At 73.1% G+C, this 7,600-nt stretch carries 6 protein-coding genes and 1 pseudogene; 5 read left to right on the plus strand and 2 right to left on the minus strand.

Going from position 1 to position 7,600, the window contains the following annotated elements; genetic code table 11:
* The first annotated feature begins 83 nt into the window (after nt 1–83).
* Nucleotides 84–1,436: a Gfo/Idh/MocA family protein gene (locus ACTWQO_RS42575; protein WP_443242744.1), complete on the plus strand. Its 1,353-nt coding sequence runs from the start codon at nt 84–86 to the stop codon at nt 1,434–1,436.
* Between the two features lie 134 nt (nt 1,437–1,570).
* On the opposite strand, the gene ACTWQO_RS42580 is transcribed toward ACTWQO_RS42575, so the two are convergent.
* Nucleotides 1,571–1,984 (minus strand): Zn-ribbon domain-containing OB-fold protein, encoded by a 414-nt coding sequence (locus ACTWQO_RS42580; protein WP_443242745.1) that lies wholly within the window; start codon nt 1,982–1,984, stop codon nt 1,571–1,573.
* A gap of 161 nt (nt 1,985–2,145) precedes the next feature.
* Complete coding sequence (locus ACTWQO_RS42585; protein ID WP_443242750.1) at nt 2,146–2,823, minus strand: TetR family transcriptional regulator; 678 nt, start codon at nt 2,821–2,823, stop codon at nt 2,146–2,148.
* 202 nt (nt 2,824–3,025) lie between these two features.
* Between ACTWQO_RS42585 and ACTWQO_RS42590 the strand changes: the two genes are divergently transcribed.
* From ACTWQO_RS42590 to ACTWQO_RS42605, 4 genes and pseudogenes are all read left to right on the plus strand, one after another.
* The gene (locus tag ACTWQO_RS42590) at nt 3,026–4,420 is read left to right on the plus strand and encodes a hypothetical protein (RefSeq protein ID WP_443242746.1); all 1,395 of its coding nucleotides are present in this window, start codon (nt 3,026–3,028) and stop codon (nt 4,418–4,420) included.
* Between the two features lie 108 nt (nt 4,421–4,528).
* Nucleotides 4,529–5,824 carry an AAA family ATPase gene (locus ACTWQO_RS42595; protein ID WP_443242747.1) on the plus strand — a complete coding sequence of 432 codons (1,296 nt, stop codon included), beginning with the start codon at nt 4,529–4,531 and terminating at the stop codon, nt 5,822–5,824.
* 131 nt (nt 5,825–5,955) lie between these two features.
* Nucleotides 5,956–7,200 carry a vWA domain-containing protein gene (locus tag ACTWQO_RS42600; protein ID WP_443242751.1) on the plus strand — a complete coding sequence of 415 codons (1,245 nt, stop codon included), beginning with the start codon at nt 5,956–5,958 and terminating at the stop codon, nt 7,198–7,200.
* A 140-nt stretch (nt 7,201–7,340) separates the two neighbouring features.
* A pseudogene (locus tag ACTWQO_RS42605) lies at nt 7,341–7,600 on the plus strand (peptidoglycan-binding protein); the annotation flags it as partial.

The following is a 7,600-nucleotide window of genomic DNA, read 5'->3' on the forward strand; positions in this document are numbered from 1 at the left end:
GCCTGTGAAGAGGGGCAAGTGGGGTTGGAGGACAGGACTTGGCCCAGGACTGGCCGGGACAGTGGGTGGGAAGGGGCTTGATCATGAGCCGATCAACTCCTCTGCGCGCGGCGGTCGTCGGTACCGGCCACCGTGCCCAGACCTTCACCCGCGCCCTCGCCGCACGTTCCGGCCACCGGGTCGTCGCCCTGTGCGACCCCAACCCCACCCGGATGGCCTTCCACAACCGACTGCTGACCGCCGCCGGCGAACCGCCCGCCACCCAGTGGGAACCCGAGCAGTTCACCGACCTGCTCACCAAGGAGGACATCGACGAAGTCGTCGTCACCACCGTCGACGCCGAGCACGACCGCTACATCGTCCCCGCGCTGAAGGCGGGCTGCCGGGTCGTCACCGAGAAGCCGATGACCGTCGACGCACAGCGCTGCGCCCGCATCCTGGACACCGTCCGGGAGACGGGCAACTCCCTCACCGTCGCCTTCAACTACCGCTTCAACCCGGTGCACGAGAAGGTGCGCACCCTGCTCGCCGACGGTGCGATCGGCGAGATCCTGTCCGTCCACTTCGAGTGGCTGCTCGACATACGCCACGGCGCCGACTACTTCCGCCGCTGGCACCGGGAGAAGCGGCACAGCGGCGGACTCATGGTGCACAAGTCCTCGCACCACTTCGACCTGGTCAACTGGTGGCTCGCCGACGAGCCCGCCGAGGTCTTCGGCTACGGCCGGCTCGGCTTCTACGGCCAGGAGGCGGGCGCCCGTCACGGACTGCGCCGGCAGTACGAGCGCGCCCACGGCGCCGAGGCAGCCGCCGACGACCCCTTCGCCCTGGACCTCGCGGCCAACGACACCCTGCGCGCGCTCTATCTCGACGCGGAACAGGACGACGGCTACCTCCGCGACCGCAACGTCTTCGGCGGGCCGATCACCATCGAGGACGACATGGCCGTCCTCGTCCGCTACCTGCGGGGCGCCACGATGACGTACCACCTGACGGCCTACTCCCCGTGGGAGGGCTACCGGGTCATGTTCAACGGCAGCGCCGGCCGTCTGGAACTAGAGGTCGAGGAGAGCAACTGGCAGCCACCCGTGACCCGGATCGCCTCCCGCACCGGCGCCCTGCACGGGGACACGGCCGCCGAGCACGCGGGCGGGGTGCGGCTCACACTGCGTCCGTTGTGGCAGCCGCCGACGGAACTCGACGTGGAGACCGCGCACGAGGCTCACGGTGGGGGAGACCCGCGCATGCTGGCCGCGCTCTTCGGACCGGTCAGCCCCGGGGAACCGGTGACCGGCGGCGAGGCGGCGTCACGTCCGGCCACGGAACGGGACGGGGCGCTGGCTCTGGCGGTCGGGCTCGCCGCCAACTCATGCTTCGAGACGGGGCGGCCGGTGGCGGTGCGGGACCTGATACCCGGTGTGTACGTGGAGCCCTGAGCGGGTCCGGCGCGGTTCAGCCGCGCCCCCGAAGGGGCGCGGGGCTGTATCAATGTGCGGCTCCGCCGCGTGGGCGCGACCAGCCACTACGGACCCGCGGCCAAAACACCGGTCTTCCTGCGGAGCGCTTCGCGTCAGCTCCAGGCCCGGTACGGCTCGTCGACCAGTTGGAACACCGGCTCGCCGCGGACGGGGTCCTTGGCCGTCGACAGGCGGACCCGGTCGCCGCTGTGGATGCCGATCGGCGGGCCGATGACCCGGCCGCGCACCACGAACCCCTCGGCCATCTCGACCAGGGACACATTGCGCGCGGCGGGGGTGTTGCGGTGCACCACGGACGAGTGGCGGACCGTACCGACGCCCTCGCTGCGCTCGGTGCGCAGGTCGCTGCCCTGGCAGACCGGACAGAGCAGACGGTGGTACATGGCGGTGCCGCACCAGGTGCAGCGCTGGTAGAGGATGGCATCCGCGTCCCGGGGGGCGGGGTCGAGTACGCCCGTCGCGGAGCCGGCTGTCGGACGAGCAACGCTTCCTGAGTGGTGGTACACGCTGGTCAACTCCCTGCACTCGGCCGGAATCCCACGTGCGCGGGTCGCCCGTGCACGCACGTGCCCGGTTCACCGTGCCACCGTGCACAGGCTCAGCGTATGGCACTCAGTGCCACGCGTAAAGGTACTGAGTGCCCCTGGATGTGGAAGGGGTGTGGGGATCAGTCGCGTCCGAGCGTGGACTCGATCTCCTGGACGACCCGCCACAGGGGCGCGCCCCGGCGGGAGACGACGACCACGACGTCCTCCGGCTGCTCGCCCGCGAGCGGGGCGGAGGGGGCGGGGGACGCGCCGAAGGCGGACTGTACGTAGCCGAGGGCGTGATCCACGGCCGAGTCCGCGTCGTCCTGTCCGTCCGAACGCAGCCAGGAGCGCAGGGCGTTGTTGTGCGCCGCGACCACGGCCGCCGCGATCACGTCGGCCTGCAGCGTCCCGTCCCGCCGGCCGGCGAACCGTCCGCGCAGATACTCGGCGAGGGCACGTTCGTAGCGCCACACCACGGACAGCTCGTACGCCCTCAGCCCCGGGACCTTCTTGGTGAGGCGATAGCGCTGCACCGAGAAGGTCGGGTTCTCGGCATACATGCGCAGCACCAGCCGGGCCGCGTCGCAGACCCGCCGCACCGGCTCGTCGTCCTCGCCACTGGCGGCGAGGAAGGCCGTCATGTCCGCCAGGCACCGTTCGTGGTCGGGGAAGACCACGTCCTCCTTCGAGGGGAAGTAACGGAAGAACGAGCGCCGCCCCACCCCCGCCAGCGCCACGATGTCGTCGACGGTGGTCTGCTCGTAGCCCCGCTCCAGGAACAGCTGGAAGGCCGCCGCGACCAGGGCGTCCCGCATGGGCGGTTTCACGGTGGAGCTCATGGTCGGGAACGTAGCACTCGACTCCGGGGCGTGGCACTCAGTGCGCTGCGAAAGGGGAACTGAGTGCGCTCTGGAAAGAAAGTGGCTGACAGATCGACATCGCGGCAGTTACGGTGGCGGCGATGAAGACCTTCTCCTCGTACGGATTGGGGGAATCATTCGCGCAAGGTGAGTGCTGATGGCACATCACTCCGCGAATGAGATTCCGTCCCGCCTGTTGATGTGGCAGCGCGTGCGCGAGTACGCCGTGCCACCGTCCATGATCGAGACCGCGACCGCACGGCGTGCCGTGGGTGACTGGGCGGGGGCCTGCGCCGCCGCCCGTGTCGACGTCGATCTCGATCTGCACGCCGTGCGCGCCCGCCACGGCACCGATCTCGTCACCCGCCTCCGTGCGGATCTGCGCCGGCTGGCACCGGATCTGCTCCGCTGGCACATGCCCCGGGTCGCCCCCGACGGACGGCTCCGACCCGGCCTCACCATCTGTCTGGCCCGTTACCGGAGTTCGGGCGCCACGCCGGTGCAGCTGGTGGTGCGTACGCCGCCGGCCTGGGCGGACGCCGGACAGCGGATGTCGCTGGCCCTGTGGGAAGGGTCCTGGACCGGCGCCCCCGGCCGCCATCCGCATCCCCATCCCGACCGGCGTTTCCGGCTCGACCTGCACCGGCATCTCTGGGACGCCGGACTGAGCGGCGAACTGGCGCGTCGGTGCGATGCGGGCGAAGGCCCGTGGGCGGTGGCCGGCTGGGCTGCCGAGGCGGAGTCGCTGTTGCGGGCCGAAGGACTCCCACGCGGGGCCTTCACCGTGCGGCTCGGTGCGCGCAGACACGCCGTGCTCGAACTCGTCGCCCCCGACGAAAGCCATGCCCCGACGCTCCGGCCGCTCCATGAGGCGGTGACGCCGCAGGACGTCGCGGCGCTTCCGGTGCTGCCGGAGGTCGCGGCCCGGGTCCTTCCGGATCTGGAACTGCTGCGGGCCGGGCTGGTCAGGGCCGAGCGGCTGCACCCGCTCGTCGCCTCGGCACTGGAGGCGTCCGGCTCGGTGACGGTGCCAGGCCCGGCACCGGGACCCGACCCCCGCGATCCGCACCGGGTGCGGTGCCGGGGCGAGGTCCACCGGATCGCGCTGCGGGACGGGGTGCTGACGGCGATCGATCACGACCCGGCTCAATTGCGCCGGGAGGAGCTGCTGGTGGCCCTCGGCGGACCGGCTCTGCCCTGCCTGCGGGCGATCGACGCGGTGCACCGCAACCCGGAGGCACTGCCCGCGGTCCGGGAGCGGCTCGGCCACGGTGACGTCGCCGGGGCACTGGCCGTGGTCGAGGGGCTGCTCGGTCCCGGTGCGATCCTGCGCGACGGACCGCTCCGGGAGGCACTGGAGTCGGCCGCGGCCCGCCGCATCGACCACGGGCTCTTCCGCTCGGGGCTGGCCGGTGCGGGCGCCGTCGGGGAAGAGACCGCCCCGGACGTGCGGCACGCGGGCCACCGTCCCCGGCTCGACCGCCGTACCCCGCCCGCACTGCGCAGCAAGCGGAGCAGCCGATTCCGGCCCCGCACCGGCCTGACCTGCTGACCGGCCGCCCTCACCGAACTCCCTTTCCCGCACTGCGCATTCAGCGCCGCACGCCCACGACATCCCGGACGGGCCGTCCCGTCCCCCGACCCACCCCAGGTGATGCCCATGACCTTCAGCACCGTCCTGCCCGCCCCCGTTCCGGCCGCCGGCACGTCCGCACCCGACCGCGCCCGCGCCTCCGCAACCGGCACCCACCTCGCCCTGGCCGACGACCTCCTGAGCCTGCTGCGGACGACCACCACCGAACCGCGCCCCGACGAGCAGCTCGAAGCGCTCACCCTGGCCGTCGCGGCCGACCTGCCCGTGCTGCTCTGGGGCGAGCCGGGCATCGGCAAGACCGCGGCCCTCACCCAGCTCGCCACATCTCTCGACCTGCCGCTGACGACCGTGATCGCCAGTGTTCACGAGCCGTCCGACTTCTCCGGGCTGCCCATCGTGGGCGACGACCCGGCGGTGCGGGGGGTGCCGATGGCGCCGCCGCAGTGGGCCGTGGACCTCGTGCGGGCCGGACGGGGGCTGCTGTTCCTGGACGAACTCTCCACCGCCACCCCGGCCGTCCAGGCCGCACTGCTCCGGGTCGTCCTGGAGCGGAGGGTCGGTGCGCTGCAACTGCCGCCCGGGGTGCGGATCGTGGCCGCCGCCAATCCGCGCGCGTCGGCGGCGGACGGGTGGGAGCTGAGCCCGCCACTGGCCAATCGGTTCGTTCATCTGAACTGGGTGCACGACCGGGAGGTGGTGGTGCGCGGGCTGGGCGGGGTCTGGCCCCGGGCCGAACTGCCCCGGCTGGTACCTCAGCGGCTGCCGGAGGCGGTGGCTTTCGCCCGGCGCGCGGTCTGCGGCTTCCTGGAAGCCAGGCCCACGCTGATCCATCGGCTGCCGAACACCGAGACGCGGCGTGGCGGCGCCTGGCCTTCGCCCAGGAGCTGGGAGGCCGCGCTGACCCTGTTGGCCTTCGGCACGGCCGCCTCCGTGTCCCGGGAGGTGCTCGCGCTGCTGGTGCGGGGTGCGGTGGGGGACGGGCCGGGGCTCGAACTCCTCGCCCATCTGGACCGGATGGACCTGCCGGACCCGGAGTCACTGCTGGCCGATCCGGCCTCCGCCGAGCTGCCGGTGCGGGGAGATCTGCGTCAGGCGGCGCTGGAGGCGGTGGTGGCCGCCGTCGGGGCGCGGCCCCGGCGGGAGCGTTGGGAGGCGGGCTGGGCGGTGCTGGTCCGCGCGTTGGAGACCGGCGCTGCCGACCTGCTGGTCGCGCCGGCGAAGACGCTGGCCGGGCTACGGCGCGACGACTGGGAGGTGCCTCAGGCCGTGGAGCGGCTGGCCGGCGTCATCGGTCTCGCCGAGCGCGCGGACCGGTCGGTGGAGCGGATCACGGCCGGCCGTGAACAGGGGGTGCGCCGATGACCGGGGGAGTGAGGGCCCCGCTGCCGCGCCCGATGTCCCCGCCTCCGCCGCCGCGCCCGGTGCGGGCCACCGTGCCGAAGCCGTCGGCCGGAGCGGGCGTGCCGGCCGGTGGGCACGGACTGCCGCTGGACATGGAGAAGTTGCTGGCGGCCAGGCTCCACGCGGTGAAGGTCCGCCCCTACCTCGCCGCCGCGCTCTTCGCGCTGTACGTGGTGGAGGACCGGTCCGTGCCGACGATGGCGGTGGACGTGCACTGGCGCTGTTACGTCTCGTCCGGCTTCGTGGCGCGGACCCCGCTGGAGGAACTGGCGGGCGTCTGGGTGCACGAGGTCTCCCACCTGCTCCGGGACCACCACGGACGGGGCGAGCGATATGCGCGGCAGCACGAGGAGCACGGGCCGGGCGAGCGCAGCGGGACGGGGGTTCCCCCGGACGAAGGCTGGGAGAGGCTGCGGCGGAACATCGCCGCCGACTTCGAGATCAACGACGACATCTACGGTGACGGTCTGCCCCTGCCTGCCGGTGCGGTGCTGCCGTCGCTGCTGCGGCTGCCCGACGGACTGCTGATGGAGGAGTACCTGCGGACGGCGTCGATGACCGGGCTCGCCGCGGACCTGGCATGGCTGGACTGCGGCAGTGGTGCCGACGGGAAGCACCGGCCGTGGGAGCTGGGGCCTGACGGGGCGCACGGACTGAGCAGGCAGCAGCGGGACGCGGTCCGCTTCCGGGTCGCGGAGGGGATCAAGGGCCGGCCGGGCGAAGCGCCGGACGGGTGGCGGCGATGGGCGGACGAGGCGTTCCATCCGCCGCAGCCCTGGCGGCAGTTGCTGGGGGCGGCGATCCGTTCGGCGGCGGGTGCGCCCGGGGTGGGCGAGAACCACAGCTACCGTCGTCCGTCCCGGCGGTCGGCCAGCGTCCCCGGGGTGCTGCTGCCCAGCCTGCGCCGCACCCCGCCCCGGGTCTGCGTCGTGATCGACACCTCCGGGTCGGTGAGCGACGCCGAGCTGGGCAGCGCGCTGCTGGAGGTGGCGGCGATCTCGCGGGCGGTGGGCGGGCGGCGCGACCTGGTCTCGGTGATCTCCTGCGACGCTGCGGCCGGGGTCGCCGTCCCGCTCTGCCGCGCTGAGAACATCGCCCTGGTCGGCGGCGGCGGAACCGATCTGCGCTCCGGTTTCGCCCGGGCGCTCCGCTCGCGACACCGTCCGGACGTCATCGTCGCCCTGACGGACGGTCAGACGCCGTGGCCCTCCGTGCAGCCCCCCTGCCGCGCGATCGTCGGTCTCTTCCCCCGCCCCGCCCACGCCGCGAACGAGAAGAATCCCGACTACACCCCGCAAGCCCCACCGCCCTGGGCGCATGTCGTCACCATCGGCTGAGAAGGCAATGCGGTGGATGGAACGCCTCGTCCGCCCGTGTGCCCCTTCGCGGAGTCCCGCTGAACTCCCGGTGCGGTTGCCACGTATCACTCCACGGGGACCGCCCGGACCCCAGCGCACGGGACGGAAGGAGAAGAGCGGTGCCGACACCGTCCGAACCCCGGCAGCCGCACGACGACCGGCCACCTCTGGAACCGGTACGCGTCGTGCGCCCCCGCCGCACCGACGCCCTCGCCGAACTGCTCAAGGACCTGCCGCCGAGAACCGGCGGCTACGAGACCGTGCCGATGCCGGCGCCGCTGCCCGGATCCGAGGACTCGACCCAGGAACTCCCACCCGTCCGCGCCGGCGAGGCGAACCGCCCCACGGGTCCCGGCCGCCGCGGAGTGGGGCGACGCCG

Source organism: Streptomyces sp. 4N124 (assembly GCF_052245395.1).
Lineage (GTDB): Bacteria > Actinomycetota > Actinomycetes > Streptomycetales > Streptomycetaceae > Streptomyces.

Bases quoted from the DNA above. Each gene is read 5' to 3' on its own strand.
- ACTWQO_RS42575 (WP_443242744.1), top strand. From the start codon at position 84: ATGAGCCGATCAACTCCTCTGCGCGCGGCGGTCGTCGGTACCGGCCAC.
- ACTWQO_RS42585 (WP_443242750.1), bottom strand. From the start codon at position 2,823: ATGCGGGACGCCCTGGTCGCGGCGGCCTTCCAGCTGTTCCTGGAGCGG.
- ACTWQO_RS42590 (WP_443242746.1), top strand. From the start codon at position 3,026: ATGGCACATCACTCCGCGAATGAGATTCCGTCCCGCCTGTTGATGTGG.
- ACTWQO_RS42595 (WP_443242747.1), top strand. From the start codon at position 4,529: ATGACCTTCAGCACCGTCCTGCCCGCCCCCGTTCCGGCCGCCGGCACG.
- ACTWQO_RS42600 (WP_443242751.1), top strand. From the start codon at position 5,956: ATGGAGAAGTTGCTGGCGGCCAGGCTCCACGCGGTGAAGGTCCGCCCC.